General features: G+C 47.0%; 22 protein-coding genes. 15 read left to right on the top strand and 7 right to left on the bottom strand.

The window, feature by feature from the left end; translation table 11 throughout:
- Positions 1-18 precede the first annotated feature (18 nt).
- On the bottom strand, positions 19-807 hold the full coding sequence (locus ACYVGR_RS11580; RefSeq protein WP_460956658.1) for a lipoprotein signal peptidase: 789 nt from the start codon (positions 805-807) through the stop codon (positions 19-21).
- 157 nt (positions 808-964) lie between these two features.
- On the bottom strand, positions 965-2206 hold the full coding sequence (locus ACYVGR_RS11575) for a proline dehydrogenase family protein (RefSeq protein WP_460956700.1): 1242 nt from the start codon (positions 2204-2206) through the stop codon (positions 965-967).
- A 274-nt stretch (positions 2207-2480) separates the two neighbouring features.
- Between ACYVGR_RS11575 and ACYVGR_RS11570 the strand changes: the two genes are divergently transcribed.
- Positions 2481-3584, top strand: coding sequence for a chorismate mutase (locus ACYVGR_RS11570; RefSeq protein WP_182459860.1), 1104 nt, complete (start codon positions 2481-2483; stop codon positions 3582-3584).
- 121 nt (positions 3585-3705) lie between these two features.
- Here the strand turns inward: ACYVGR_RS11570 and ACYVGR_RS11565 are convergent, their stop codons facing one another.
- Positions 3706-4656, bottom strand: coding sequence for a DUF4249 domain-containing protein (locus ACYVGR_RS11565; RefSeq protein WP_460956655.1), 951 nt, complete (start codon positions 4654-4656; stop codon positions 3706-3708).
- Entirely contained in the window at positions 4656-7091 is a 2436-nt protein-coding gene (locus ACYVGR_RS11560) for a TonB-dependent receptor (protein ID WP_460956653.1), read from the bottom strand. Before ACYVGR_RS11560 ends, ACYVGR_RS11565 begins: the two co-directional genes overlap by 1 nt.
- 222 nt (positions 7092-7313) lie before the next feature.
- Here ACYVGR_RS11560 and ACYVGR_RS11555 point away from each other — a divergent pair, with 222 nt between their 5' ends.
- On the top strand, positions 7314-8654 hold the full coding sequence (locus ACYVGR_RS11555; protein ID WP_460956651.1) for an NAD(P)/FAD-dependent oxidoreductase: 1341 nt from the start codon (positions 7314-7316) through the stop codon (positions 8652-8654).
- A 4-nt stretch (positions 8655-8658) separates the two neighbouring features.
- Here the strand turns inward: ACYVGR_RS11555 and ACYVGR_RS11550 are convergent, their stop codons facing one another.
- Positions 8659-9486 carry a hypothetical protein gene (locus ACYVGR_RS11550; RefSeq protein WP_460956649.1) on the bottom strand — a complete coding sequence of 276 codons (828 nt, stop codon included), beginning with the start codon at positions 9484-9486 and terminating at the stop codon, positions 8659-8661.
- A gap of 506 nt (positions 9487-9992) precedes the next feature.
- Here ACYVGR_RS11550 and ACYVGR_RS11545 point away from each other — a divergent pair.
- From ACYVGR_RS11545 to ACYVGR_RS11495, 11 genes are all read left to right on the top strand, one after another.
- Positions 9993-12128 (top strand): S46 family peptidase, encoded by a 2136-nt coding sequence (locus ACYVGR_RS11545; protein WP_460956647.1) that lies wholly within the window; start codon positions 9993-9995, stop codon positions 12126-12128.
- A 125-nt stretch (positions 12129-12253) separates the two neighbouring features.
- Complete coding sequence (locus tag ACYVGR_RS11540; RefSeq protein ID WP_460956645.1) at positions 12254-12781, top strand: DinB family protein; 528 nt, start codon at positions 12254-12256, stop codon at positions 12779-12781.
- Positions 12778-14979 carry a S9 family peptidase gene (locus tag ACYVGR_RS11535; RefSeq protein ID WP_460956643.1) on the top strand — a complete coding sequence of 734 codons (2202 nt, stop codon included), beginning with the start codon at positions 12778-12780 and terminating at the stop codon, positions 14977-14979. The genes ACYVGR_RS11540 and ACYVGR_RS11535 overlap by 4 nt, the downstream gene beginning before the upstream one ends.
- A gap of 160 nt (positions 14980-15139) precedes the next feature.
- A complete protein-coding gene (locus tag ACYVGR_RS11530; protein WP_460956641.1) occupies positions 15140-15799 on the top strand; it encodes a hypothetical protein in 660 nt (219 codons plus the stop codon).
- A gap of 117 nt (positions 15800-15916) precedes the next feature.
- Positions 15917-16597 carry an NUDIX hydrolase gene (locus ACYVGR_RS11525; RefSeq protein WP_460956639.1) on the top strand — a complete coding sequence of 227 codons (681 nt, stop codon included), beginning with the start codon at positions 15917-15919 and terminating at the stop codon, positions 16595-16597.
- A 112-nt stretch (positions 16598-16709) separates the two neighbouring features.
- Positions 16710-17144, top strand: coding sequence for a nucleoside deaminase (locus ACYVGR_RS11520; RefSeq protein ID WP_182459869.1), 435 nt, complete (start codon positions 16710-16712; stop codon positions 17142-17144).
- 69 nt (positions 17145-17213) lie between these two features.
- Complete coding sequence (locus ACYVGR_RS11515) at positions 17214-18038, top strand: hypothetical protein (protein ID WP_460956636.1); 825 nt, start codon at positions 17214-17216, stop codon at positions 18036-18038.
- Between the two features lie 63 nt (positions 18039-18101).
- Complete coding sequence (locus tag ACYVGR_RS11510) at positions 18102-19073, top strand: polyprenyl synthetase family protein (RefSeq protein ID WP_460956633.1); 972 nt, start codon at positions 18102-18104, stop codon at positions 19071-19073.
- An 85-nt stretch (positions 19074-19158) separates the two neighbouring features.
- Entirely contained in the window at positions 19159-19782 is a 624-nt protein-coding gene (locus ACYVGR_RS11505) for a rhomboid family intramembrane serine protease (RefSeq protein WP_460956631.1), read from the top strand.
- Between the two features lie 27 nt (positions 19783-19809).
- Positions 19810-20706 (top strand): LytR/AlgR family response regulator transcription factor, encoded by an 897-nt coding sequence (locus ACYVGR_RS11500; protein ID WP_460956629.1) that lies wholly within the window; start codon positions 19810-19812, stop codon positions 20704-20706.
- Positions 20707-20842: 136 nt separating this feature from the next.
- Positions 20843-21544 carry a DUF2306 domain-containing protein gene (locus ACYVGR_RS11495; RefSeq protein WP_460956627.1) on the top strand — a complete coding sequence of 234 codons (702 nt, stop codon included), beginning with the start codon at positions 20843-20845 and terminating at the stop codon, positions 21542-21544.
- Position 21545: 1 nt separating this feature from the next.
- Here the strand turns inward: ACYVGR_RS11495 and ACYVGR_RS11490 are convergent, their stop codons facing one another.
- Both ACYVGR_RS11490 and prfB read right to left on the bottom strand, forming a co-directional pair.
- Positions 21546-22244: an SGNH/GDSL hydrolase family protein gene (locus tag ACYVGR_RS11490; RefSeq protein WP_460956625.1), complete on the bottom strand. Its 699-nt coding sequence runs from the start codon at positions 22242-22244 to the stop codon at positions 21546-21548.
- A gap of 121 nt (positions 22245-22365) precedes the next feature.
- Positions 22366-23446 (bottom strand): peptide chain release factor 2 gene (gene prfB, locus ACYVGR_RS11485; protein ID WP_460956623.1). Its coding sequence is split into 2 segments (ribosomal slippage): positions 22366-23385 and positions 23387-23446, totalling 1080 coding nucleotides; the frame shifts between segments, so codons are not numbered across the junction.
- A gap of 176 nt (positions 23447-23622) precedes the next feature.
- Between prfB and ACYVGR_RS11480 the strand changes: the two genes are divergently transcribed.
- Together ACYVGR_RS11480 and lpdA are read left to right on the top strand one after the other, a co-directional pair.
- Positions 23623-25341: a M43 family zinc metalloprotease gene (locus tag ACYVGR_RS11480; protein WP_460956621.1), complete on the top strand. Its 1719-nt coding sequence runs from the start codon at positions 23623-23625 to the stop codon at positions 25339-25341.
- A 93-nt stretch (positions 25342-25434) separates the two neighbouring features.
- Positions 25435-26835 carry a dihydrolipoyl dehydrogenase gene (gene lpdA, locus ACYVGR_RS11475; protein ID WP_460956618.1) on the top strand — a complete coding sequence of 467 codons (1401 nt, stop codon included), beginning with the start codon at positions 25435-25437 and terminating at the stop codon, positions 26833-26835.
- Positions 26836-26916 lie beyond the last annotated feature (81 nt).

Genomic DNA, 26916 nt, shown 5'->3' with positions numbered 1-26916 from the left:
TTTATGCGGTACTAAAGGCTATTCTGGATGTTTTTCTTCGTCTGGTAGAACCGACTCTGTGGAGTCTTGCTGAACTTCAGCGGCAGGTGTTTTATCGCCTTCCTCTTCAGTCGTTTGTGGTTCCTCCTGCGTAAGCGAATCATTGTCAACAAACTCCTCAGCGGGTAATACCGATGCTTCAACGGGATCGGGTCCAGAAACAGGAAGCATATGATCTTCTACGTGTTGATCGCCGAAGAATCGGCGCTGAAAGAATAAAATCAGGCAGACACCAACGAAAATACAGGAATCGGCAATGTTAAAAATAGGTGTCGAATAGTATTGACCACCCCAAACAGGTACCCAATCGGGAATAAAACCTTCCCAAACATCCACAAAAATCATATCAATCACTTGCCCATGGAACCAGGGCGTCGGTGATCCATAAGGGGCATTATTCAGAAAAACGCCATAAAATGTGCTGTCAATAACATTCCCAACGGCGCCAGCTAAAATCATCGCCATTGCCCATAAAAGGCCGTTTGGTGCCCCCCGTTGGGCTAAATTGACCAGGTAATAGCCAATACCAACCATAGCAAACAACCGAAATACACTTAGGAGTAATTTACCGTACTCATGGCCTAACTGCATACCAAACGCCATGCCCGGATTGAGTACATAATGGAGTTTGAACCAGTCTCCAATGAGTTTAATCTGACCCGCAAAGCCAGGAGCCATGTAGTGGTGTACTGCCAGTTTTACAGCCTGATCAATTGCAATCAGGATAAACGTCAATAGAAAGAATTTAAAAGGGCTTTTACGGATCATAATAAAAAAAGGTGGCACAGCATGGCTCGGATTGCCCGGCTTGCTGTGCCAGTTATTAAAATACTTGTCAATGATTGTCAGGGATGGTTAAGGGCAGTCGGGGAATTGAGGAACAAATCCTGACTATACTTGACTATTTCTGACCACACTTGACCATTTATAGCGACCGGCAGTTTTTCCGGCGTTTCAATTCATCACTAATCAAATTAAACTCCCGACTACTCTGGCCAGCAATGGATTTGTTCTCGTCGGCTCGCCGGAACAAATAAGGCATAACCGTATCAACAGGCCCATAAGGGACATATTTCGCTACATTATACCCTGCATTGGCCAGGTTATAGGAGATGTTATCGCTCATACCCAGCAACTGCGCAAAATAGATGTGCGAGTCGTTAGGCTCGATTCCCATTTGCTTCATTTGCTGTATACAATACTGGCAGCTGTCTTCATTGTGAGTGCCAAGGCAAACCGAGATGGTATCCCGATGTTCTAGGCAGAAGTCGATAGCTCCGTTGAAAGCAAGGTCAGTATCTTCTTTGGTTGCCTGGATAGGGTCCTGATATTCTTCCTCATGGGCCCGCAGTCGTTCTTTTTCAAGATAGGCGCCACGAACGAGCTTCACACCCAAATAGTAGCCTTTAGCCTGAGCCTCGGCCGTATCGCGCCGGAGGTGGTCAAAACTCTCCCAGCGGTACATTTGATAGGTGTTATAAACAACAGGCCGCTCATGATTGTAACGATCCATCATTTCATAAGCCAACGTGTCGATGGTATCCTGAATCCAGCTTTCTTCGGCGTCGATAAAAATGCGAACATTCCGCTCGTAGGCTCGTCGGCAAAGCATATCCACGCGTTGCATAACGCGTTCAAATTCAGCCTTCTGCGATTTATTGAGCGAGTCACCAATCTGTACAGCTTCCAGCAGTGCCGTAGAGGCAACGCCTGTCACTTTAAATACTGAGAAAGGGATGTCTTTGGATTCGCTGGCTCGTTCGATCGTGCGGAGAATTTCTAATGTTGTCTCATCGAAACTTTTTTCAGTTTCTTCTCCTTCAACAGAATAATCGAGGATAGTACCAACATGAACCTCGTGGAGATGCCGAATGGTTGGTTCGCAATCGCGGATACTCTCACCCCCACAAAATTGTTCGAAAATAGTGTTTTTAATGAGGAATTTGATCGGAAGATGAAGGCGTAAGGCGATCTTTATAAAAAAAGTACCTAAATTTACCAGCCATCCCTTATTCATCAACGCAAATAACCAGTAGGTCTTTCGGAGTTTGAAGTCCGACTGGGACGAAAAAGCAATCGAAGTGTCCTCAAATGAAACGGGGCGGAGGTACGGCTTTCCGGCCGCGTTCGGCTTTACATCAGTAAGGCCCTGGACTGTCTCCGGCATTAGATTACTTCGGTTCGACATATCAGTGCTCCGTTTGAGCGGTGCTACTTGCATAACTAAAATGCGTGTCGGCTAACACGACCGAAATATATAACGAAATTTCGGTCAATCAGTTAACTCACCGGCGCGGCTTATTAGGACAAACTAAAAAAGGTTTTAGACAAAATAAGGAACCGGCTTGAAATACAGCCAATTCCATGGCAAATATACTACAAAATTAAATTGAAAGTTCCCCATAGAGTAGTCGATATTACTCGTAGATTAAGCGTTAAGTATGAAAGTCGAATTAGCCGTAGAGCCGCTGGGATCGTGGATTGATACCAACGGCAAACCTCTGATCATCGCTGGCCCATGTAGTGCCGAAACCGAAGATCAGTTAGTGGAAACTGCTCGCCAGCTGAAAGCACTGGACGCGGTTCACGTTATTCGCGCGGGTGTGTGGAAGCCCCGCACTCGTCCGGGCAGCTTTGAGGGTATGGGCGAAGCTGCTCTTCCCTGGATTCAGCGTGCTAAAGCTGAAACTGGTTTGCCATTTGCTGTGGAGGTTGCTACTCCTGAGCACATCGAACTGGCTCTGAAATATGGTGTTGATATCCTATGGGTAGGTGCTCGTACCACCGTTAACCCATTTAACGTACAGGAAATTGCGGATGCGCTACGTGGCGTTGACGTACCTGTATTGGTGAAAAACCCTGTAAATCCAGATCTAGCTCTTTGGGTAGGTGCATTTGAGCGCCTTGCCGGAGCCGGTATCTCGAAATTGGGCGCTATTCACCGTGGGTTTGCAACGGGCGAAGCGAGCAAATATCGTAACGTACCCATGTGGCAAATGGCTATTGAGCTGAAGTCAATCTTCCCTCAGTTGCCAATCATCGGTGATCCGAGTCACATGGCGGGTAAACGGGCTTATCTGAACGAATTAGCTCAGATGGCTATGGATTTGAACTACGATGGTCTGATTGTTGAATCGCATATTGATCCTGATAAAGCATGGAGTGATGCTGCACAACAGCTAACCCCTACGGCTTTTGGCGAAATGCTCGATCATCTGCAAATTCGTCAGGTGGAGTCGCAAAATCTGGAATTCCAGAGCTTCACGGAGCAATCGCGTCGTAGCATCGATAACGTAGATCGGCAGATTGTTGAGATGCTGGCTGCCCGGATGGCCCTTGTTGAGCGTCTGGCCGAATACAAGCGTGATAACAACGTAACCTTGTTCCAGCCTGAGCGTTGGAAAGAAATTCTGAAAACACGTACTGAACTAGGCCAGAAACTGGGTTTATACCCTGAGCTAGTGGAAGAAATATACAAGATTATCCACATGGAGTCGATTCGGAAGCAAACGGAAATTATTCACAGCGCAGCACAAAGCGCTTAGTTTCGGTTAGTTTACTAGATAAAAAGGGTAAAACTGATATGACAGGGTTAGACTTGTCGTACCAGTTTTACCCTTTTTACATACTAGGAACGGCAGGTAATCTCTGGGCTTCTGTGGTTAATCATTTGAACCTACGTATGAACGTGGCATTGTTATAACCGGCAAAACAACCTAATCCACCCTCGATGTTGCTTGGAATGATCACCGGCTCGGCAAACGGATTACCACGCGCACGTCGCTGGCGAATCACAGCCTCCTGGTAACGGTAATAGGACTGATCGACACTCAAGAGGTTAACCGTGACTGAAGCGGTATTATATTGATTATAAAAGGTTGTCTGCTGATTAACCATGGAAGAAGAGCTAGGTGTTAGGAAAGCTCTTCCAGAATAGATCGTATCACCGTCTATTCCTACATCCGTAAATAAGCCCCGGTTGTCATCGTCGAACGAAAGACTAGTGTATTTGCTCTCGCGAATGTTGGTCACTGTTGTGTATCGGAAAATACCGGCAACCTGATACGCATTTGTTTGTCCAACAGGATCTTTCCAGACTACACGAATATAATACCGCTTGGGCTGTGTACGCGATTGCTCGATCAATGAATCAAACTTAACAACCGACGGAGCGACAGCTTCCGGGATAGTGCAGGTACTTGTGGCTTTCTGACCATTCGCCGTTACGACCGTCAGTTTATAGGTTCTTCCCACTATAATGGGCAATAACTTAGCACTGATACTATAAGCAGAATCGGCCGAGGGACGGACCTTATAATAAGGTAATACAACCGAGCGGTCACCTTCGGAAAGCGTAACGGTGGCATTCGGAACAATAATACCGGGTTGTAGCAAGCTGATACTATCGCCCACTACGGTATTCGAGCGGCTGACTCTAATTGCCAGCAGCGTATCTTGTGGGCATAAAAAACCACTGACTACCAGCTTCGCTGATTCTGCCCCTAACTGACCTGGATCAACTTCATTGCGTAAACCAGTGCAGCCAGTAAGTAACGTAAGCCCACCAAGAAAAATAAGTGAGGCTAAGGGCAGATGAGTTTTTCGTACAAGTTGCATCAGAACTTAAAGTTATAGCTAACAGCTGGCACGATCGGAAAAACAGAGTACCGGAACAAAGCTGTTCGGGCGGGCTGGGTAGCCGTTGCTTCTACCGATTCGAGCCGATAGAAAAATGGATTTCGCCGATCGTAGAGATTATAAACGCTGACTTCCCAGGTTCGCTCATGGTGTTTCTTCGGCTTATGAAACTGAACCCCGACATCAAAACGATGATAGGGTTCGGCCCGGAAGCTGTTTTTCTGGGTGCCATAATCATCGGCGGTGCGCGGGTTATTAAAGTACGTTTGTACAATACCGGGAGAGCCGCCATACACCAAGGTATTCCCTGCCCGATAGGTATCAAAACGACCAACTGGAACCGTTAGCGCATTACCTGTGCCATAAACCCAAACCGCCGACAGCGTGATTTTCTTGTTCAGTTCGTAAACGCCCACGAGCGAAACGTCGTGTCGCCGATCGTAACGAGGGTAGTAGGGTTGCCCACCATTGAGTTCTGCAAATTGCCATTGGGTCCAGGAGAGTGTATAACCAGCCCAACCCGAAAACTGACCTAACTTCTTTTGTAACAGTACTTCAGCCCCGTACGACCAGCCTCGGCCTGCGGTTACATTGTCTTCCCAACGTACGTTATTGGCCGAAGAGGGGTCGTTTAACAATAGAAAACTAGCCCCCTCCTTATAATTGATGATGTTATTCATCGATTTGTAATAGCCTTCAACAGTTAGAGCCAGCCCTTTGGCGAACGCGCCCCCGGTCGTAAAGTCTTTGGCCAGTCCAATAGCAACCTGCTGCGATTGTTGTGACTTAACCCGGTCGGTACTTGGAACCCACAGATCGGTAGGAAGGCCGATGCCTGTATTAGATAGCAGATGAACATATTGGTTCATTATGGCATAAGATGCCTTAAGGGATAGGTCGGGCTTGAGCGTATAGGCTGCTGAGAGTCGGGGTTCAGGTTTAAAATAGTTTACGTCAGCCTGATGAAAGTAGCTCAGGCGCAGACCAGCGTTCAGTCGTAGGCGATTGGAGGGGCGCCAGGTATCTTCGGCGTAAATCCCTGATTCGAGGACGTCAATTTTATTGACATTGTCAACCGCCTGGCTTATGCCTGCATTTTGCAATACGATGGCACTTGGCGTAAACCGATGATAGGTATTCTGCAAACCAACTTTTACGGAGTGCTGTGGAGTTGGGTAGTAATCGACATCGTATTTCAGAGTAACATCCCGAATGCCCGAATTATACAGAAGCGAATAGGTGTCTGTAGATAACGTGCTTTTCTCTACCGCCGAAATCTGGAATTTATAGTTGCTAAAAATTAACGACAGATTGGCGAATAGTTTCTGGTTGAAAAGGTGGTTCCAGCGTAAGGTGGCGGTTGCATTGCCCCAGCCTAACCCAGTATCATTGTTTTGCGTATTGTCGTGTGAGTAGAATTTATCCCGCCCAAAGTAGCCGCTTAGATAAAGCTTGTTGGTGGCGCTGAAATCATAGTTGGCCTTGGCATTCAGGTCGTAGAAGTAGTACCCAGCCTTGGTTTGCCCCTTCGTTTGGGCGTTAATGAGGGGTGCAGCAACAATATCGAGGTACGTCCGGCGACCGGATACCAAGAAAGAGCCCAAACGTGGGCCCGTTTTTTTATTCTTGGTAAGTGGGCCTTCAAGAGTGAGCCGGGAGGAAATCAGCCCAATGCCTCCTTCGCCGTGAAGTTTCTCTCGGTTCCCATCTTTCATATTCATGTCAATAACCGACGAGAGCCGACCACCGTAGCGTGCCGGAAACCCTCCTTTTATTAACTCTACACTTTTAATGGCGTCGCCATTGAAGACCGAAAAGAAGCCAAATAAGTGGCTGGCGTTATAAACGACAGCGTCGTCCAGAATAATAAGATTCTGATCGGGTCCGCCCCCTCGTACATAAATGCCCGTTTGGCCTTCCGAACCTTTTTGAACTCCAGGCATTAGCTGCAAAACCTTCAATACATCTTTCTCGCCCAGAAAAGCAGGTATTTTTTTGATCTGCGCTACGGGAATATCAATAGTACTCATCCGGGCGCTTTCGCTTACTTTCTCGCCCGATGTCTCGGCTTTTACTTCCACTTCCGACAAGGCCTGACCGGGTGTTAGTGAGACATTCTGTGTCTGATTAGCACGCAGACTGAGCGAGTACCCTACTGTTTCGTAGCCAACAAAGGAGTAGGCAAGCCGAACACTATCCTGAGCGGGTAGGGTTAACGAGTAAAAACCGTATGTGTTGGTGGTTGTCCCGATGGTAGTGCCGGGTAAATAAACATTCACGCCAATCAGCGCTTCCTGGCTTCTCGTTTCGCGTACATAACCACTTACAGTAAATTTTCCTGATATCGTTTGGGCGATTAATGGCCTGATTAACAAGACGCAAAATAGAGCACTCCAGTAAACATATTTCTGCATAAAGGGGGGATGGTGGTACTAGTCTGAATTGGGAATATATATAAAGACGCCACCCTGATAAACGGTCATCTTTTTAAGTCAATAGTTTATACGAAAAGAATTATATCAGGAAACGAGTAAGCTGCGTATTCATTGCTCAGTTTCTGTGCTATATCTAAACAAAACAGCTGATTATAAGGTACTATACCCAGTGTGTGCATTATGCTTAAGGCCTGAATAGATATGCTTCAATTCGATAAACTTTCGCTCAATATACCGGATACCCAAAAACCTCGTGTGGTTATTATCGGGGGTGGTTTCGGGGGAATGAACCTGGCTAAAGCGCTGCGCAAGGCGGATGTGCAGGTTGTATTGTTCGATAAACAAAACTACAACGGTTTCTGGCCATTATTATATCAGGTCGCTACGGCTGGTCTGGAGCCAGATGCCATTGCCGAGCCGTTTCGTAAAATGTTCGACGGTTTCGACGATTTTCATTATCGGATGGTTCGCGTCAATAAAATTGACCCTGTCACAAAAACCGTCACCACGCTGATTGGTGATCTTCATTACGATTTTTTGGTTATTGCTAGTGGTTCGAAATCGAACTACTTTGGTAATGAACAGATAAAGAAATACGCTTTCCCGCTGAAAACGATTCCCGAAGCGCTCAATGTGCGAAGCCAGTTTTTACAATGCTTCGAACAGGCCAGCGTTACTACTGATTTCGCCGAACGTGAGAGTTTACTCACCTTCGTGATTGCCGGAGCTGGTCCTACGGGTGTCGAAATGGCTGGTTCCCTGGCTGAGATGCGAAAGCACGTTTTACCCAGCGATTATCCGGGTCTGGATTTCAGCCAGATGAGTATTTATGTGGTCGAAGGCTTGGGCAAAGTATTACCGCCCATGTCGGATGAAGCCGGAAAAAAAGCGCAGCAATACCTCGAAGACCTTGGGGTTATTGTTAAGCTCAATACCATGGTCGAGTCGTATGATGGGGAAACGGTGACCTTCAAAGGGGGCGAACAAATTCGAACGCAAACGTTGGTTTGGGGGGCTGGTGTAACGGGGGCACTCATCGATGGCATCCCAGCTGAATCGACGGAGAAAGGACGCATCCTGGTTGACCCAATTAACCGGGTACAGGGCCTGACCGACGTATTTGCCATTGGCGACATCGCCTTTATGAAACTACCAGATTACCCCAAAGGGCATCCCGGCGTGGCTCAACCGGCCATTCAGCAAGGCAAACACTTAGCCAAAAATCTACAGAAAATCCTCAAAAATGAACCTACGACTCCTTTCGAATATTTCGATAAAGGATCATTGGCGATTGTTGGACGAAGCCGAGCCGTAGCGGATTTGCCTGGTAAGATTCATTTGGGTGGTTTTATTGCCTGGATGGCCTGGTTGTTTGTGCACATCTGGTACCTGGTCGGTTTCCGGAGTAAGCTAATCGTGTTTAGTAACTGGGTATACCGACTGTTTACTTACGAGCGTGGCACACGCATTATCATCCGCCCGTTCGTGCGGAAAGATGATAAAGTAGGGCAGGAAATGGTAGAACAGAACCAGCAGGCCTAACTATCTATAGCTTACTCAGCGGATAATTAAAGCCGAACAGATATTTGTACTGTAACGAATAGAAGTGGTGGGTGGCCAGCCCCTGGTGGTCGGCTCCAAGCTTGGTATTCGTATAATCTACCCAGGCGCCCTGTAGGTCGGTTTGGATGAAAAAGTATTTGAATATATCGAGTTTAAAACCTCCGCTCAATGCGGCTACCATGCCATGATAGTGGAAGTAACCGTCGTCATTGTTGCCTAACACACTGGAAATCGTGTAGGAAATCAGCGGGCCGATACCCACTTTGCCAATAGCACTCAGTTGGAAGGCTTTAGAATGCCAGAGTTTTTGCCGCTTCACCAGATTGAGCATCAGGTAATTATTGCCATTGGTGTGTTGCAAATGCACGAAATCGGGTGTTACGAGGGTGTCTTTATCAATCTGATGGCCTCTAATCTGCCCCTTTACGTGAATGACTTGGTTGTCGGTAACGATGTACTTCAGGTGGTCCCAACTGATCTCGATGCCTAAATCTCGCTTATCGTTGAAAAAATAACCCAGATTCATGTCATATTGTGGGATCGTCAGCGCGTTGAGTTTATAAAAACTCTCCATATCAGGCCGATCGTGGGCTTTGGCATCGATGAACGTGAAATCGTAGTTATCCGTGGTAGTATTGCGAAAGTGGATCGTGCTTTTCGTGTACCAGTCACGATTATAGCCCCAGGTGAAATACAAACTACCGCGCTGTTTACCCAGCTTGATTGAATTCTCGGGGAAGGACTGCTGAGCTAATGCAGGTTGTAGAAAATAATATAATAAAGCAGTGAATAGTAAAGATTTACAGTTCATACAGTACACAGCAAGTGACGGTGGTGAAATGGCAAATAGGCAATAAATGATACATAAAGCGTATTTCGCCTATTTGAGTTCCGTACCAACTGTATACAGATATCCCCCAATGGATAACCTAAGTGGCATATCATTGGGGGATAAATTTATCGATTACCAGCCTGGCCGGCCGTACCCATAGTTACCATAGTAAGGACGTGGGGGGCGGGGTGGTGGGCCAGCAGGACGACGGTATCCATAATGACGGCCGTAATTGGGTCTGCTATAGTAAGTTGAGGTGCAGCTTGAAACAGATGTGATCATCATTACTGCGATTAAGAATCCGAGCAATCTTGACGTTTTCATAACTATTAACCTGTTTTTATGGAATTCATAGGTTAGATAAACGGAACACTAAAAGGATTAGCCAGGGTAATTAAGCTTCGGTTAAAATTTTAGATCATGTATCGGTCTGAAACGTTTGGCTCAAATTCGCGTTCCATTAGTATCACTTTCCTGATTACACCATGCGCTGTATTAACCTTCGCACTGCCCTGCTGGCGAGTGCTTGTCTGACATTTCTGGCTGGTTCATCGCCAGCCCAAATCACATCCGATACCACGAAAGGCGGCCCACTCGATTTGGGCAAGATGTGGACGTTCGATAACCCACCGTCGGCCTATTTTCAGAAAACGTACAACTTCACTGCCGACGAAAAATGGTTTGACGAAACCCGTCTGGCTTCGCTCCGGTTTGCCGATTACTGTTCCGCTTCGTTTGTGTCGGCGAATGGTTTGGTAATGACTAATCATCACTGTGCTCGTGAATCGGGAACGGGCGTGACCCGTAAAGGTGAAGACTTGAACGCAACTGGCTTTTTTGCCAAAACAGCGGCAGAAGAGCGAAAAGTAAGCGGCTTGTTCGTAGATCAATTGGTTAAGATCGAAGACATCACGAAGCGTATTCAGGATGCTATGGCTGGTGCAGCCTCGCAATCAGAGCAGGCGCAGCTACAGGCACGTGAAGAAGCGTTTACCGCCGTGAAACAGGAGTATGGGCAGAAGGACGGCTGGAAAGGGCTGGAATTACAAACCATTACGTTTTACAACGGCGGGCGCTATTCCATTTATGGCTTCAAACGATATACCGATGTGCGGCTGGTGTTTATGCCTGAGTTGCAGCTTGGCTTTTTCGGTGGAGATTATGATAATTTCACCTACCCTCGCTATGCGCTTGATTGCTCGTTCTTCCGCGTATATGATAACGGAAAACCTCTGCAAACGACCCATTTTTTTAAGTTTAATCCGAATGGGGTTCGGGATGGCGAGCCCATCTTCGTGATTGGTAATCCTGGTCATACGGAGCGACTCAAGACAGTAGCAGAACTTGAATTTGACCGCGATTTACAGACTCCTGCGACAATTCAGTTGCTCAAAAATCGATCTGCTGCGTTGCAAGCCTATAATGCAACCGCTAAAAACGATAGCATCCTGAACGAAATCTTTAGCTACGAGAATAGCTTGAAAGCTTATGGTGGACAACTAGAAGGATTGCGGGATGCGAATTTGATGGCGCGTAAAGCTGTTTTTGAAAATCAGTTTAAGGCAGCAGCCAAAGCCAAGAATCTTCCTGCCAGCCAATTCAATACCTGGGACGAAATTGCTACCAGCACCGCCCAGCTACGGTCTATTTTTAAAGATGCAAATTACCTCGCCCCCAGCGAGCGGACAATGGGTGAATTGATGACGTTTGCCAACGTAGCTACCCAGTTTAGCGAATTATTGGCTTCTCGGCCGCAGGATGCCGAGCGGGCCCGGTCGCTGATGGTTTCGCCGGAGATAACCGATATGGGATTGGAGGAAGCGTATCTGGCTGCGCACCTTGCGGAAGCACAAGCCGCTCTCGGTAACGACGACCCGTATGTAAAAGCAGCCTTAACCGGACCTGACAGCAAAAGACGAAGCCCGAAAGAAGCGGCCGCTTATTTAATCAAAAATACCAAGCTAACCGATCCGGCTTTCCTGAAAGAATTATCGACCCGACCTAATGCGGCCAGTTCATCGAATGATCCCATGCTGAAGTTGGCTCAAATAGGTTTTCCACGTTACCTGACTGCGGCCCGACAAGCCCGACAGCTTACGCAGCGACAGGAGGTTTTACGGGGACAGCTAGGGCGTATGCTTTACGATGTATATGGTACCGCTGTGCCGCCTGATGCGACCTTCTCGCTTCGAATTAATGATGGTGTTGTGCAATCGTATAACTATAACGGAACAAAAGCGCCTATCCTGACCACGTTCGCCGGGTTGTATGATCGTAACTATTCGTTTGCCAATAAAGCCCCCTGGGATTTACCGGCTCGCTGGAAAAATCCACCGATGGAATTACTGAAACAGCCCATGTGCTTTATTTCCACAAACGACATTATTGGTGGTAACTCCGGCAGTCCAATGATCAACAAGAATAGAGAGGCTGTAGGGCTAGCCTTCGACGGTAATATGGAAAGCCTGCCTGGGGAGTTTATCTTCGTACCCGATTTAAACCGAACGATTTCGGTCCATACAGGTGGCATCATTGCTGCTATGCGATATATTTACAAAGCTGATCGCCTGATAAACGAACTGGTTGGGCCACCCGCTAAGCCCGTTTCGGTGAAGAAATAAAGGTTTTCAGTTTATAGTATTCGGTTTATGGTGGCTGATGCATGTATAGCTAGCTGACGCGTCAGCCACCATAAACCGAATACTATAAACCAATTAATTACCAACCAATACACCCACCCAAGGCAATGACTAAATCTGAAATTCCAGTGATGCCTCAATTTTTCGACCGGTATATCAATATCGCCGATAACGTATTCATCATGGATGCCCTCACTCAATATGCATCATTTGAAACATTGATGCCAGCTTACAAACTCGAAGCGCTTGGTGATCTACGCTATGCGCCCGAAAAATGGATGGTGAAAGATATTTTGCAGCACGTGATTGATAACGAGCGGATTATGTCGTACCGGGCTTTGCGTTTTGCGCGAAACGATCAGACTAGTTTGCCGGGTTATGATGAAGAGCTGTTTGCCCAAAATGCCTACGCTACGCGCCGAACTATTCCCGATTTATACGCCGAATATGCCGACGTTAGGCAGTCGACAATTGCACTCTACAAAAGTTTTGACAACGAAATGCTGCTTCGCAGCGGCATCTGTTTCCACCAGACCATTTCTGTACTGGCGCTTGGCTTTGTGATCGTGGGTCATGCCCGCCATCATGCCAATATCATCCGCGAACGCTATTTACCACTTCTAAACAAACTATGATTAAACAAACTTTCCTCTTTATCGCCATGACGGCGCAGGTTGTTTGCGCCCAGACAAAATCAAAAATAACAGCTACCGACCTAACACGCATTAAACTGGTTGGCGGTATTGAGTTGGCTCCCGATGGGCAACGGGCCGTTTACACGCTGACAACCATTGAGCCTAACCCGGATCAGAAAGAAGAATACGACTACAAAACGCACATTTACCTAACAGGCCTGAAACCTGGTGATACCAAAGCATTGACGCGCGGCCCCGAATCGGCACGGCAGGCTACCTGGTCGCCCGATGGGAAATGGATCGCGTTTGCCCGGACGGTAAAAGCCAAAAGTCAGATCTTTATTATGTCCCTGGACGGGGGCGAAGCCTGGCAATTGACGAACAGTACCTACGGCGCATCGAACCCGATTTGGTCGCCTGATGGGAAACGAATTGCATTTACGGCTGGTGTGACTATGGCGCAGATGCTGACCGATTCGTTGCTAAATCCAACAAAAGGCGGTCCGTCTTGGTCGCTGGAAAAACCGGGTTTTACTAACAATAACTTTATCAAGGTCGATAAGAAAGTAAAGGCTAATCCGGATGGTTCACTGGCTGAAATTCGCGCTTACCTGAACAAAGATGTTGAAGACAAAAAGGCGAAAGTGATTACCCGGCTCAATTTTCAGGGCGAAGCTACGACCGAGCCAGATTTGACCTTCTCGCATTTATACGTGATCGATGTAGTTGAGGGGGCAACCCCAAAACCGCTGACACGTGGATACGCATCCTATAACGCAGCCAACTGGCTTCCTAACGGACAAGGCTTACTAGCGGTTTCGGATCGGGATTCGCTCAAGCATCCTGATCGAGAACAGGACAATGCCATCTTCTTTATCGCGGCAGATGGTTCCGGAAAAAAGACGCTGGTTTTAGGCGAAGAAGGCAAGAGCTATGGCTCACCAGAAATCTCAGTCGATGGTAAGCAACTGGCATTTCTGGTTAGCCCATCCGAAGGGGTTAATTTTTCGCAGATCGGTTTAGCCGCACTCAACGGATCAACAGCGTCAGGTATTCAACTCGTCACTTTCGATCGGGCCGCCGGAAATCTGGTTTGGACGACAGTTTCTGGGGCCGCAAAAGGCAAAAAAGCCACGACAAGCGAGGTTATCTATTTTACGGCTTCCTCTAATGGCGGTGCTCCCCTATACCGGCTTGACCCGGCCACTCGTCAGGTAACCCAACTTACCGATTTCGAAACGGGTGTTACAGGATTTGATATCGTAGGTAATCGGGTTGTTCTGGCCAGGACCGAAGTCGCCAATCCATCGGAGCTTTACGTAACGGACGAAACGGCTAAAGCTCAGACCAAACTAAGTAATCATAACGATTGGGTGGCACAACGCCAGCTAAGCTTCCCACAAAAGCGCACGTACAAAAACTCGCTTGGCCAAACGGTAGATTACTGGATCATGAAACCTACCGTTTTTGAGGCCAATAAGAAATATCCGCTACTGCTCAATATGCACGGTGGCCCAACGGCTATGTGGGGTCCTGGCGAGCAGTCGATGTGGCATGAGTTTCAGTACATGTGTGCACAGGGGTATGGCATTGTCTATGCAAACCCGCGTGGGTCGGGAGGCTATGGCATCAATTTTCAGCGAGCCAATATTAAAGATTGGGGCACTGGCCCAGCGGAGGATGTACTAGCCGCCGAGAGCGATGCCGCAAAGGAAGCCTGGGTGGATACCAGTCGGCAGGTGATTACGGGGGGATCGTATGCTGGCTACCTGACGGCCTGGATTGTTAGCCATGATAACCGCTTCAAGGCTGCGTTTGCGCAACGGGGTGTGTATGACCTTACCACGTTCCTGGGTGAAGGAAATGCCTGGCGCTTGATTCCGAATTACTTCGCTTACCCCTGGACAGCGGATGCCAAAGTATTGGACGCGAACTCGCCCTACACCTTTGTTCAGAATATCAAGACTCCTCTGTTGATCAAGCATGGCGAAAACGACCTTCGGACGGGGCCTATTCAGAGCGAAATGATGTATAAGAGCTTGAAAATATTAGGTCGCCCGGTCGAATATGTTCGGATGCCGGGTGCTACGCACGAATTGAGCCGGACAGGTAATGTTCGCCAGCGAATTGATCGGATACTCCGGATCTACGAGTTTTTCGAACGATATATCGGCCCCGATTCGCAAGTGGTAAAGTAGTAAAAAGTAACGCGGGTGGAAACCCGCGCCTGATGAGTCTCACATTAGAACTCCAGGCGCGGGTTTCCACCCGCGTTACTTTTTAACCGTAAACTAAACGAGAATAAGCGTCAATTCTTAATTTCTATAAGTTTATGGCGATCATTAACCTGCTCAAACCATGACTAGTCGCTACCTGTTTTTTTGCTTGTTTTTTTGGACAACCGCCAGCTTCGCGCAAATCGCAAATGATAATACGCTGAAAGCGCAAATCGACGGAAAAGAGTTTACAACGCAGCCGCGTCGGATTAAGATTGGTACTTTCTGGTGGGTAACTGCCAATACCGTAAAGCCCGACAAATCGCTTCGGATCTGGTTAGGTCGCTTTGATAAAAATGATGTGCTTGAGCCAGGTACTTATCTGATTGTCGATGCTGATAAACCGGATACCAAAGAGAATAAGAAGAAATACGAAGACATGGGCAAATACAAAGGTATTGCCGTCATTAAGTATGTAGAGGAAACCAGAGAGCCCCGCATGGAGTACCACGTTGGGAAATCAAAGAATGCCGACGAGACCATACAGGTTAAAATGGGTTCCGATGGTTTTCTGGAGGCCACCTTTGCGAGTACCTTAGAAGGTAGCTACTGGAAAGAAAAAGCGTCTGCCACCGTTTTTGGGGGCATGGGACGCTTAATGAATAAAGTGCAGGATAAAGCTATTACCAAAGCGTCGGGTTACGATTCGGATATTGATCCTGAAGGAAACGGCTACAAAAAGCAGGAGAAAGTTGACCAGATCGTTATTACGAACGGCACATTCAGACTGAAATTAAACTAAACCTGATTTGCCTCAGACAGGCAACCAGAACATACATTCCATCGCTAATTCGATCATTTTGTCTTCATATGGGTTTTTAAGCCGATATGAAGACTTTTTTTTACGTGATTTGCAAACATGAGTAAGCAACTGGAACCGCTTGAAGAAGCCCATAAGTTTCGCTACTGGAAAAGCCAGATGGAAGCGAACGGTATGAAAATTAATGCTATCAAAGACGCCTATATTCGGCGCAGGCATAATGGCGAAGTGCTATTTGCCATGCTCGAAGTGGATGCCGATACACCCGAAGGGGATAAAATTCCGCCCGCGTTATTTCTGAAAGGCCACGCAGCCTCTATGTTGGTCTGCCTGATTGATAAAGATACGCGCGAGAAATTTGTGGTATTGGTGAAGCAACGACGCATTGCCGATGGTTCGCAGATTTATGAGCACCCTGCGGGTATGGTCGATGCCAGCGATGATCCGGGCGATGTAGCGGCCCGCGAGATCGGCGAGGAAATTGGGCTGACCGTTACGGCGGATGAATTGACGAAACTCAACCCCCGTGTTTGGTATCCTAGTACCGGCACCAGCGATGAAGGCATGCATTTTTTCTATATCGAGAAAGAAATGAGCCGCGACGAGATCATGGCTTTCCACCTAAAAAACATGGGTAGCGAAGATGAGCATGAGCGTATTACAAGTGTAGTGGCCACCATCCCTGAATCGCATAAGCTCATTACCAACGTGAATGGATTGTTGCTTAACTTCCTGTATTTGCAACATGTTAAGGACTATGAGACGATGAAATTGCTATAACTAGATATTTGGTTTACGGTATTCGGTTTACGGTGGCTGGCGCAAGAAGAGTTGACACGTCAGCCGCCGTAAACTGAATACCGTAAACCAAAATCTTTAAACCAAAAATAACATGGACGAATTTATGCAGGAGGCCATTAACCAGGCCCGAAAAAGCTTGAGTGAAGGCGGTATTCCTATTGGATCGACACTCATTAAAAATGGCAAGCTAGTAGCGTCTGGCCACAACAAGCGCGTACAGGAGGATAACCCAATTTTGCATGGCGAAATGGACTGTCTGAACAACGCTGGTCGGGTTGGTTCGTTTCGGGACACCGTTATTTACTCCACCCTGATGCCATGCTATATGTGCGCAGGAACTATTGTTCAGTTCAAAATTCCGAAAGTAATTGTCGGAGAATCGCGGACGTTTCCAGGAGCACGGGAATTCATGGAGCAGCATGGGGTAGAAGTGATTGACCTCGATTTGCCCGAATGCGTCGACATGATGAATCAGTTCATTGCCGAAAAACCAACGCTCTGGAACGAAGATATCGGCGAGTTATAAGTGGATGCCTTATGTTACCTATGCAGGCTTGATACGTCACATAAGGCATCACCGTAACTTACTGAACTTGTGCGATTTTCTGTGCTTTTTATTGCGCTTGCAATAAGCTATTCTCTTGCTTTTGACGTACAAGCTCAACGATCAGAAATCTGGCGTGAAAAGCCCGGAACCTGGTTGCTCAATAGTGGTTTAGGCACTACACGTTACACAGGTGATTTGAGTGAGATTGGGAACATAAGCCATTTGCAGCTAGGAGTTGCTTTTAATCTGGCTGCAACCTATCGGGTTTCACAACAGCTGTCATATCGAGCTGAGGCCCAATTTTACTACATCTACGCCGATCAAAAATATACCCGAAATTATTATAACAATCTGTCGTTCAGAAGTCTAAATCCCGACGTTTGGGCGGGCGTGCAAGTAGATTTCTGGCCGATCAATGATCCTTACCGCGCCACCATTCCTTACGCTATAGCGGGTGTTGGTATGACGTATATGCGCCCTAAAGCGGTTTATTTGGGGAAATCCTACGGTTTATCCGTACTCCAAACGGAAGGAGTTAACTATAACCAGTTAGCGGGTATTATTCGGTATGGATTTGGCGTGCCTTTGTTGGCCAATGAGCGCTTTAGATTTAATCTGGAGGGTACTTATACACATGTTTTAAGCGACTATCTGGACGATGTTAGTTCGGTTTATCCAGATCGTAGTGGTATGCCACCCTTAGCTGCGGCCTTATCGGATAGGCGGGCCGAATTAGGAACAACGCTCAACCAACCGGGTGAACAGCGGGGAAATACGGGTAAAAATGATGGGTATTTCGTCGTATCAGGTCGTTTGATCTTCGTTATCATTACGCCCGGTCAGCGGAGTTATCGTCGGCAAATTGGTCGTTAGGCTTTTGGGGGCTTTTACTGTATTTTTGGGGCTAAACCCGGCAGTGATGCCTTTCTCAACCGAATGAATCCAGCAATTTTTGTCGATGCCCTTCAGCAAGAACTCCAATCTATTCAGTATGGGCAAGATCCTCCCGAACTCTACGATCCCATTCGGTATATCATGAATCTTGGAGGTAAGCGCATGCGGCCGTTACTAACCCTCATGTCGACTTACCTCTTTACCGACGACTGGCAGAAAGCGGTTCGCCCTGCCTTAGGCGTTGAGGTTTTTCACAATTTCACACTCATGCACGACGATATCATGGACCAGGCTCCTTTACGTCGTGGCCATCCGACTGTGCACGAAAAGTGGGACGGAAACACGGCTATTTTGTCGGGAGATGTCATGCTGGTCAATGCGTATCAGTTATTATTGTCGATAGAAGCGGATAAATTAAAGCCCGCTTTAGAACGCTTTAGCCGAACGGCCGCCGAGGTGTGTGAAGGCCAGCAGATGGATATGAATTTCGAGACTCGCTGGGATGTTACCGAGGCCGAATATGTCGACATGATTCGCCTGAAAACGTCGGTGTTGCTCGGATATGCGCTTGAACTCGGTGGTTTAATTGCCGGTGCCGATGCCGAAACAACTCGACACCTGTATGAAGGTGGGATGAACATTGGCGTTGGTTTCCAGTTAAAAGATGATTTGCTGGATGTATACGGCGACCCTATTAAGTTCGGGAAGCAGGTTGGTGGCGACATTATTGCGAATAAAAAAACCTTTCTGCTGATCGAAGCCCTTCAGCAAGCCAAAGGAGGAGTTCGGGATGAGTTGACCAACTGGTTAACACTAACGACGTTTGATAAAGCCGAAAAAGTACAGGCGGTCACCGCTATTTATGATCAGTTAGGTATTCGTCAACAGACAGAGGCTCGAATTAACGAGTATTTTGCCCGTGGATTTGCCAATTTCGATCAAATCAATGCTGACCCTGATCGGAAAAATTTATTGATTCAATTTACTCGCCAACTAGTCGAACGCGAAAGCTGAGCTTATGTAGGATGTATGATATAGGGTGTATGATGTTTTGTCTTTATACACCCTATATCATACATCCTATATCATACATAAAATCATGAGCATAACCATAATTATCATAATCATCACGGTCATTGTCAGTGTGTTGGCCTGGAGAGATTACAGCCTGATGGAGCGGTTTATTATGAACCCTTATCGAGTGACGCACAAGGGGGAATATTATCGACTCATCACGTCGGGTTTTCTGCATGCCGATTGGGGGCATTTGCTCTTCAACATGATCAGCTTTTACTTTTTTGCTGGATTCATTGAGCAACTATTTTACTATTTGTTTGGTGGAAATGGCGCTATTTATCTAATCGGTTTCTATATAGCGGCTATTGTCGTATCCGACATTCCAACCTTTCTAAAGCATAGAAACGATCCTGGTTATAATTCACTAGGGGCATCTGGTGGAGTAGCAGCCATTATTTTCGCAACGATTCTGTTCCGTCCCTTAACCCCCATTTATCTGTTCTTTATTCCGATCGGTATTCCTGGCTTTATTTTTGGCCCGCTATATCTGGCTTATTCCTACTACGAATCTCGCCGTGGCATGGGAAATATCAATCACGATGCTCACTTCTATGGCGCACTGTTTGGTGTCTTGTTCATGATTATCGTCTATCCGCAGGTACTTCCCGACTTTTTGGAGCAAATTGCTGGCTGGCGCCTGTTTTAGTGGATACAATTTCGTTGTAGTCTTACCATGTTTAGCCTATTTAATCAACCGTACCCATCAACCAACCCACCATTGCAGGAACTGCGTAAGGCTGCGTTAATTGGGGTATTTGTTGGTTTGTTTTTGCTAATCTTTCAACCCTTTGGCATCAACTTATGGGAGACTCCGTATAAATCCCTCAAAATAATAGGTTTCGGAGTTGTCGCATTTGGTATAACGGTCATCAACTTTATCGTTTGGCCGCTAATATTTCCCAGGGTGTTTGCCGAGAATACCTGGACCGTTAGCAGGGAGATTCTGTTTGTAACGGCGAATGTTTTACTAATTGCCATAGTCAACCGATTGTATCTGGCAGCCTTGTTAGAACCCGGCGAAAAGAGCGGACTGAGTTGGCTGAACATGATTTTGGTAACTTTCCTGATCGGGATATTTCCTGTGACGGCTTTGGTACTGCTCAATTACATTCGGCAACTCAAAAAATATAGCCGTTCTGCAGCCGATCTACCAGTTCATCTTCCTGTTTCTGATGGATTACCGGAAGCTGGAGAAGTAAGAGTTCATTCGCCTGAATTAACCGATTCGACGGTGACACTTTTGGCCGATAACGAGAAAGACAAACTGGTTTTGCCTATCGAATCACTAATTTTTATCGAATCCAGCGATAACTACTGCACGGTTGTTTACCTTAAAAATGGTCAGCCAGCCAAACCACTTTTGCGCAGTAGCCTAAGCCGATTAGAAAAGCAGGTCGATCAACCACACATTGTTCGGTGCCATCGTTCGTATGTCGTTAATCTGAATCGAGTTGAGCGAGTGACGGGGAATGCACAGGGTTATAAACTTCACTTACTGGGCGGACTGTTTCAAATTCCAGTAGCACGCCAGTATAACGAAACGCTGGTTGCCGAGTTGAAAGCGTTGTAAAATAGCCCACCATTCGTCCCAAATGACGTTTTTCTGTGCCGAACATCCCTAAAATTGCTGTTCACCCCTTTTAGTTGTAGCGAGCCAACAGGCCGGTGTAAGTTTGTCTCAACGAACGACAAGCACATAAACGGTCATGAAAACGCTGATTATTTCTCTACTGATTCTTCATATCGCTACTGGCTTCACAGCTTTGCTAGTTGGCCTAATTCCGATGTTTTCTAAAAAAGGCGATAAACTGCATAATCGGGCTGGGCTAATTTATGTCTACTGCATGATTACGGTTGCCATTACGGCCATACTTCTATGCGGCTTGCAACCCTTCAAAATGATGCGGTTATTCCTGACCGGCATTGCAATCTTTAGTTTCTACTTAAGCATGACGGGCTGGCGCGCCACGAAACAGAAAAAAACAGGCCCAACGTCATTCGATAAAGGGCTTACGTTCGTAACGCTTGTGGTAAGCCTGGGAATGATTGGTTTTGGCCTGTATTTGATGGCGTTATATGGCGCATCGTTCTTTCCGATTTTATTCTCGTTTTTCGGCGCACTCACCTTAACATTCGCCGGACGTGACGTTAAACAAATGACGCAGCCTACCGAAAAGATGCATTGGTTTTTCCAGCATTTTACCCGGATGGGTGGCTCCTATATTGCCACCTTTACAGCCGCTTTAGTTACAAATTTGGCTCGTATATTACCTGCTAATGCGCCTGAGTGGATTGCTACACTTAGCTGGATTGCGCCAAGTATTATTGGCGGCATGCTTATTGGTCGGACCGTAGCGTATTACAAAAAGAAATTTAGTGCTACGAAGAATCCCGTGGCGGTTGCCTAAATCATTTTTGCAGCAACTCTTTGGCCGTTGCCAGCGCTTTCTCGGCCCACAGTTTCATTTGTTTGCCTGAATAATGCAGCCCATCGGAGGCAAATTGTTTGTCGTCAGTTGAAGCCGCACGGGTAAGCGGTGTAATGTCAACGAAAGCAATGGATACCTTTGCACATTCATCCTTAGCAATGGCGTTAAATTGGTCAATTTCCTGCGCTATTCTGGCTTTACTCTGGCCAACTGCATAGGGTGAATAGCCCCAGTCAGGAATCGAAAGCACGAAAACGTGAGCAGCCTTCCCGCCAGCAAATTTGGTTGCCGTTTGTAGCAACTCCCGAAACTCAGTTCGGTACGTATCCTGACTCTGACCTCTGTACTGGTTGTTGACGCCAATGAGCAATGAGACCAGATTATAGGTTTTCTGGTTCCCGCTGGCTTTAATAGCGGCCTGTAATTCAGCTGTTGTCCAGCCTGTTTTGGCGATTATATCCGGGTTGCCAACATCTAACCCATCTTTTCGCAGAAGCCCTGCCAACTGAACGCTCCAACGATCACTTTCAGAGACACTTTCGCCAATAGTATATGAATCGCCTAGCGACAGAAAGCTGTATTTCGATGTCTTAGGAGTTGTATCTTCAGGCATGTCGTAATGAGTAGAAGCTAGGAAAGAAACCAGAATCAGGATTTGTGTGATTTTATTGATTACCATGATTTCTCTAAAACGTTGATTAGCTATCTATAATAAACGAGAAGTAACTAGAATCAGATTCCTAGGAATCTGATTCTAGTTACAAAATCAAGAAAATCATTTAAATCAAGAAAATCCTGGTTCAGACATCCTGCTCCAGCAAATACGCCTTAATAAACGGATCGAGGTCGCCATCTAAAACGGCTTCGGTGTTCGATGTTTGATAACCTGTGCGGTGGTCTTTCACCCGACGGTCGTCTAGTACATACGAGCGAATCTGCGAACCCCACTCAATTTTCTGCTTACTCGCTTCTACCTCGGCGCGGGCTGCGTTACGCTTCTGCACCTCAATTTCGTAGAGTTTTGATTTTAGTAAGCGAATCGCTACTTCCTTATTTTGTAATTGACTCCGTTCCTGCTGACATTCAATAATTAACCCTGATGGTTTGTGCCGTAGCCGGACAGCCGTTTCAACCTTGTTCACGTTCTGTCCTCCAGCACCACCCGACCGGAATGTATCCCAGTCAATATCGGCCGGATTTACCTCAATCTCAATCGTATCGTCAACCAGAGGATAGGCATATACTGAAGCAAACGATGTATGCCGACGAGCGTTGGAATCGAAGGGAGAAATGCGTACTAACCGGTGAACGCCATTTTCGGACTTCAGAAAACCGTAAGCTAATGGGCCATCTACTTCGATAGTAGCCGATTTGATACCGGCCGTATCGCCATCCTGATAATCGACCTGTTTCAAACCATACCCATGTTTTTCGGCCCAACGCATGTACATGCGATAGAGCATCTCGGCCCAGTCCTGGCTTTCGGTACCACCAGCTCCGGCATTTATTTCGAGGACAGCACTGAGTTGATCTTCCTCATTACCCAGCATTTTCTTGAGTTCGAGGTCGTCGAGCGTGGCTTTAAGCTTGCTTCCTTCCTCGTCTACTTCTTCTTCGCTCACATCGCCCGCTTCGTAGAATTCGAACAGCGTTTCGAGATCACCGAACTGGCTATTGAGCTTTTCATAACCGGTGGTCCAGCCTTTTAGCGCGCGAACCTGCTTCATTACACCTTCGGCTCGGGCGGCATCGGTCCAGAACTCGGGCTGGAAGGTCTGCTGTTCGAGTTCAGCTAATTGTTCTTTCTTGGCATCGTAGTCAAAGATACCTCCTTAGAGCCTCTACTCTGGCTCTCAAGTCGGTCAACTGGTCAGTTGTCATGAACTTGTCGTGTTGTTAAAAAATGAATGACAACGCAGAGAAATTATAAAAATCGCTGCCTGCCAAATGATATCACAAAGATAGAACAAAAGAAAGTGGGGGAGAGGTTTCAGAAAATGTGTATAGGAATTGGCCTGCTTTGTTAGTAGCTTTCTTCGATAAATTTCCCCTGGGCTATGAAACACAGTTTACTGATTCTGATCCCTTTACTCGCAATTTTTAGGATTGCTTTTGGGCAAATCGATAGTTCGAAAACGGCTGTCTGTGGCTTTGGTTTACTGTGGCAGCAACGACGCGTCCAGGACCCACTTTTTGTCCAACGACTCAATCAATCTGAAGCCATTTTTCAACAACAACTCGCCAAACAACAAGGCGCGCGTGTAGCTGCAGAAACTATTTATACATTACCCGTAGTTGTTCACGTCATCCATAATGGCGAAGCGGTGGGTACAGCTAACAATCCATCTGATGCATCTATCCAGGCTATGATCAGTGCCTTGAACGCTGGTTTTCGAAAGACGTTCTCGCAATCGGGTGGGGTCGATATTGGGATTCAGTTTCAATTGGCGATTCGATCACCTCAATGTGGGAGTACTTCGGGAATCAATCGGGTGAATGGCAGTGGTGTTACAAACTACACAAGCGGAGGGATTGCCGTTGGAACGTATGGCGGCAGCGCTGATGAAGTGGCTGTTAAAGCGCTTAGCCGATGGCCTAATACCGATTATATAAACATCTGGGTTGTCAACAAGATCAACGGGAGTGCTAATGGGGGTGGATTTGCTTTTTTTCCCGAATACAACTCGGCACTTACCGATGGTATTGTCGTTACGGCTGGAACTGTAAATGGATCGAACAAAACGATTGTTCACGAAATGGGGCACGTTTTCAATTTGTATCACACCTTTCATGATTATGACAATGGCAATGAAACAACCTGCCCACCATCAACTTCCTGTACAACTACCGGCGATCGCGTTTGTGATACGGAGCCTGTGTTGAATATTACTTGTGGGGTCACGTCGAATACATGCACAGGGGGGGCGTTCCAGATCGCTGATGCAAGTATGAATTACACCGTTCTGAACAATTACATGGGCTATACAAATTGCCAGTGGATGTTTACACAAGGCCAGAAAGATCGAATGCGAGCGGCTTTGCTGGCATTTCGGGCGGGTTTGCTGACGTCAGGGGCCTTATCGGCTCCAGTGGCTAGCCCAACCACGGTTTGTTCTATTTCAGCCGCAAATGGGCTTTCACCCTATTATGGCGTTGGGCGAGTAACCCTAAATACACTCGATGTTTACTCCAACTCATCAATGTCCGACGGTGGATTTTACATAGACCGTACCTGTAATCAACGAACAACGCTTACGGCGGGGCAGTCGTATTCACTACTCGTTCAGGGCACCTATATGAACTATCAATATTTACGTGCCTATGTGGATTATAACGCCGATGGTGATTTTAACGATGCGGGTGAGTTGCTAATGACAACAGCAGGCGGCAGCGCAACGGTTGTCGTGACGGTACCCACTGCGGCTAGCAGTGTTGTAATGAATACACCCTTGCGCCTTCGAATCATAGCAGATAACCCCAGTGGAGCTTCTCCTACGGCTTGTAGCCTCGTAGGTACATCGGCAAATGGAGTTGGGCAGGTCGAAGATTACACGATTGTTGTTCAGAGACGCACAATCCTATCTGTTGCGTCGGGTAGTTGGACAACCTCGGCAACATGGTCCTGTAACTGTGTGCCCACTTCGGCCGATATCGTTTCGGTACAGGCAGGGCACACGGTATCGATTAGCAGCGGTTTGACGCAAGCCTTAAGTCTGACTGTCCAGGGAACGTTGCAATATGCAGCAGGTGGACAGTTACAATTGACAGGTAATTAAGACGAATAGCCCCGAATCAACTTTTCGGCCTACCTTTGTGTTCTGTAATCACGGACATTACACATTTTTCATTATACATTTTTCTAAAAACTAATGGCTTCACAGTACGACGTAATCGTTGTGGGTAGCGGGCCTGGCGGCTATGTAGCCGCTATCCGGGCGTCGCAGTTAGGGTTTAAAACCGCCGTTGTTGAGCGCGAAAGTCTTGGCGGCATTTGTCTGAACTGGGGCTGTATCCCAACCAAAGCCCTGCTCAAGTCAGCGCAGGTTTTTGAATATATCAAGCATTCTGCCGATTACGGGATCACCGTTTCGGGCGAATCGAAAGCTGATTTTGCTGCCGTTATCAAGCGGAGTCGGGGCGTTGCTGATGGCATGAGTAAAGGCGTTCAGTTCCTGATGAAGAAAAATAAAATTGATGTGATCAATGGTTTTGGTAAGGTAAAACCCGGCAAAAAAATCGACGTAACGGCTGCTGACGGGAAAGTTACCGAATACGAAGCCAAACATATTATTATTGCTACCGGTGGTCGGGCTCGTCAACTACCAAGCGTCCCCATTGATGGCAACAAAGTGATCGAGTACCGCAAAGCCATGACGCTGGATAAGAAACCAGATAGCATGCTTGTGATTGGCTCAGGTGCCATTGGCGTTGAGTTTGCTTACGTTTATGCCAGCATGGGTACAAAAGTGACGATCATCGAGTTTCTGCCAAATGTTGTACCCGTTGAAGATGAAGACATCTCGAAAGAGCTGGCGAAACAGTACAAAAAGATCGGTATCGATATCTACACCAAGTCGGAAGTAACGAAAGTAGATACGAGTGGCAGTGGTTGCAAAGTGTTTGTAAAAACGCCAGACGGCGAAAAAACCTTTGATGTCGACGTCGTTCTATCAGCTGCTGGTGTAGTTGCGAACATCGAAAACATTGGTCTGGAAGAAGTGGGTATTGCCGTTGATCGGGGCAAAATCGTTTCTGATGACTACTATCGTACCAATGTTGAAGGCTATTACGCCATTGGCGACGTAACGAAAGGTCAGGCGCTGGCACACGTTGCCTCTGCCGAAGCGATCATCTGCGTTGAGAAAATCGCTGGTTTACCACACGTTGAGCCGTTGAACTACAATAATATTCCTGGTTGTACCTATTGCACACCTGAAATTGCATCGGTAGGTTACACGGAGAAAGCCGCTCGCGAAGCTGGGTATGAACTGAAAGTAGGTAAATTCCCATTTACCGCATCGGGTAAGGCAAAAGCAGCTGGTGCTCCAGAAGGTTTTGTAAAAGTTATTTTCGATGCTAAATACGGCGAATTCTTAGGCGCTCACTTCATTGGTGCAAACGTAACCGAAATGATTGCCGAAGTAGTAGCCGCTCGTAAGCTGGAAACAACGGGTGAGGAAATCCTGAAAACGGTTCACCCGCACCCAACCATGTCGGAAGCCGTTAAAGATGCTACCGAAGCTGCTTACGGCGAAGCGATTCACTTGTAAGCGTGTCGCGCGGGTGGAAACCCGCGATTATGGATAAAGTCGCGGGTTTCCACCCGCGTTATAAAAATAGCGGCTCCCTTT

The organism is Spirosoma litoris (assembly GCF_054776755.1).
The sequence above is the reverse complement of the archived record's forward strand: the minus strand, read 5'-3'. Positions and strand labels throughout refer to the sequence as shown.

What these genes read in the sequence shown, in the direction of transcription:
- ACYVGR_RS11495 (WP_460956627.1), top strand. Translation starts at nt 20,843, where the DNA reads ATGAAAACGCTGATTATTTCTCTACTGATTCTTCATATCGCTACTGGC.
- lpdA (WP_460956618.1), top strand. Translation starts at nt 25,435, where the DNA reads ATGGCTTCACAGTACGACGTAATCGTTGTGGGTAGCGGGCCTGGCGGC.
- ACYVGR_RS11545 (WP_460956647.1), top strand. Translation starts at nt 9,993, where the DNA reads ATGCGCTGTATTAACCTTCGCACTGCCCTGCTGGCGAGTGCTTGTCTG.
- ACYVGR_RS11570 (WP_182459860.1), top strand. Translation starts at nt 2,481, where the DNA reads ATGAAAGTCGAATTAGCCGTAGAGCCGCTGGGATCGTGGATTGATACC.
- ACYVGR_RS11540 (WP_460956645.1), top strand. Translation starts at nt 12,254, where the DNA reads ATGACTAAATCTGAAATTCCAGTGATGCCTCAATTTTTCGACCGGTAT.
- ACYVGR_RS11550 (WP_460956649.1), bottom strand. Translation starts at nt 9,486, where the DNA reads ATGAACTGTAAATCTTTACTATTCACTGCTTTATTATATTATTTTCTA.
- ACYVGR_RS11575 (WP_460956700.1), bottom strand. Translation starts at nt 2,206, where the DNA reads ATGCCGGAGACAGTCCAGGGCCTTACTGATGTAAAGCCGAACGCGGCC.
- ACYVGR_RS11555 (WP_460956651.1), top strand. Translation starts at nt 7,314, where the DNA reads ATGCTTCAATTCGATAAACTTTCGCTCAATATACCGGATACCCAAAAA.
- ACYVGR_RS11560 (WP_460956653.1), bottom strand. Translation starts at nt 7,091, where the DNA reads ATGCAGAAATATGTTTACTGGAGTGCTCTATTTTGCGTCTTGTTAATC.
- ACYVGR_RS11505 (WP_460956631.1), top strand. Translation starts at nt 19,159, where the DNA reads ATGAGCATAACCATAATTATCATAATCATCACGGTCATTGTCAGTGTG.
- ACYVGR_RS11490 (WP_460956625.1), bottom strand. Translation starts at nt 22,244, where the DNA reads ATGGTAATCAATAAAATCACACAAATCCTGATTCTGGTTTCTTTCCTA.
- ACYVGR_RS11480 (WP_460956621.1), top strand. Translation starts at nt 23,623, where the DNA reads ATGAAACACAGTTTACTGATTCTGATCCCTTTACTCGCAATTTTTAGG.
- ACYVGR_RS11535 (WP_460956643.1), top strand. Translation starts at nt 12,778, where the DNA reads ATGATTAAACAAACTTTCCTCTTTATCGCCATGACGGCGCAGGTTGTT.
- ACYVGR_RS11530 (WP_460956641.1), top strand. Translation starts at nt 15,140, where the DNA reads ATGACTAGTCGCTACCTGTTTTTTTGCTTGTTTTTTTGGACAACCGCC.
- ACYVGR_RS11510 (WP_460956633.1), top strand. Translation starts at nt 18,102, where the DNA reads ATGAATCCAGCAATTTTTGTCGATGCCCTTCAGCAAGAACTCCAATCT.
- ACYVGR_RS11520 (WP_182459869.1), top strand. Translation starts at nt 16,710, where the DNA reads ATGGACGAATTTATGCAGGAGGCCATTAACCAGGCCCGAAAAAGCTTG.
- ACYVGR_RS11580 (WP_460956658.1), bottom strand. Translation starts at nt 807, where the DNA reads ATGATCCGTAAAAGCCCTTTTAAATTCTTTCTATTGACGTTTATCCTG.
- ACYVGR_RS11525 (WP_460956639.1), top strand. Translation starts at nt 15,917, where the DNA reads ATGAGTAAGCAACTGGAACCGCTTGAAGAAGCCCATAAGTTTCGCTAC.
- ACYVGR_RS11500 (WP_460956629.1), top strand. Translation starts at nt 19,810, where the DNA reads ATGTTTAGCCTATTTAATCAACCGTACCCATCAACCAACCCACCATTG.
- ACYVGR_RS11565 (WP_460956655.1), bottom strand. Translation starts at nt 4,656, where the DNA reads ATGCAACTTGTACGAAAAACTCATCTGCCCTTAGCCTCACTTATTTTT.